The sequence below is a fragment of the Prevotella sp. C0026C3 genome, from assembly GCF_056590795.1.
This window is the reverse complement of record NZ_JBWPWW010000053.1, coordinates 1-693: the sequence shown is the minus strand read 5'-3', so window position 1 is coordinate 693 and position 693 is coordinate 1. Positions and strand designations below refer to the sequence as shown.

Sequence of the window (693 nt, the reverse complement as noted above, 5' to 3'; positions counted from 1 at the left end):
GGAACGATAGTCCCATTCTCGAGATAAGAGCCATGATAAAAAGGCATCTGGTGTCATCGTATCTGCAATTGTAGTTGTTAGACTTTCTTCAAAGGCAGTTGCCATACCCGTAAGCCTCATTCTATGCATTAAATCAAGAGATAACTGATTCTTATCCATTTCTTGCACAATAGGTGCTGTCTTATTATTATTTAGTTCCATAGTTGTTTACTTTAATTGTTTGCTATTATTGTTATTATTGGATAATTGCTTTGAGAAATAATCCTTGCCTCGTATGTTCTTATGCGTTTTTGGTTTATATTCAGGAGATAGCTCCATATTATCTTCATCCATAGATATATAGGAAGCATCATCACCCTTCTGTAGTATATCCTTTATCTCATTATAGCCATAGCGTCGTCCTTCCGAGGCACAGTTACAAGCTGCTACTAGACGAGCCATGCCATACTTCTTCTCCAGCGACATGATACCACGGCAAGAGCGGAAGGCTTTTGGTGGATATTTCATCTGCGTAGCGACTTCCTTGAGATAAAGCAGAAGGATGTTGTCTATTTGCCCTGCCCGTTGATATATTTCCTCCAAATCCTTTTCAAAGCTACCATGCAGAGTCAACCCGCAAGTGCAAATTTATAAAACGTATTTGAAGAATTCACACTTTGGAGTAGAAAAGTTTAATTTTTCTCTCGGTCTTTC

The 693-nt window shown here is 38.5% G+C and carries 1 protein-coding gene and 1 pseudogene; both read right to left on the bottom strand.

The annotated features are described in order from the left end of the window. A pseudogene (locus AC1EK4_RS11960) lies at positions 1-201 on the bottom strand (ATP-binding protein); the annotation flags it as partial. A 6-nt stretch (positions 202-207) separates the two neighbouring features. Then, on the bottom strand, positions 208-582 hold the full coding sequence (locus tag AC1EK4_RS11955) for a hypothetical protein (protein WP_480358415.1): 375 nt from the start codon (positions 580-582) through the stop codon (positions 208-210). Positions 583-693 lie beyond the last annotated feature (111 nt).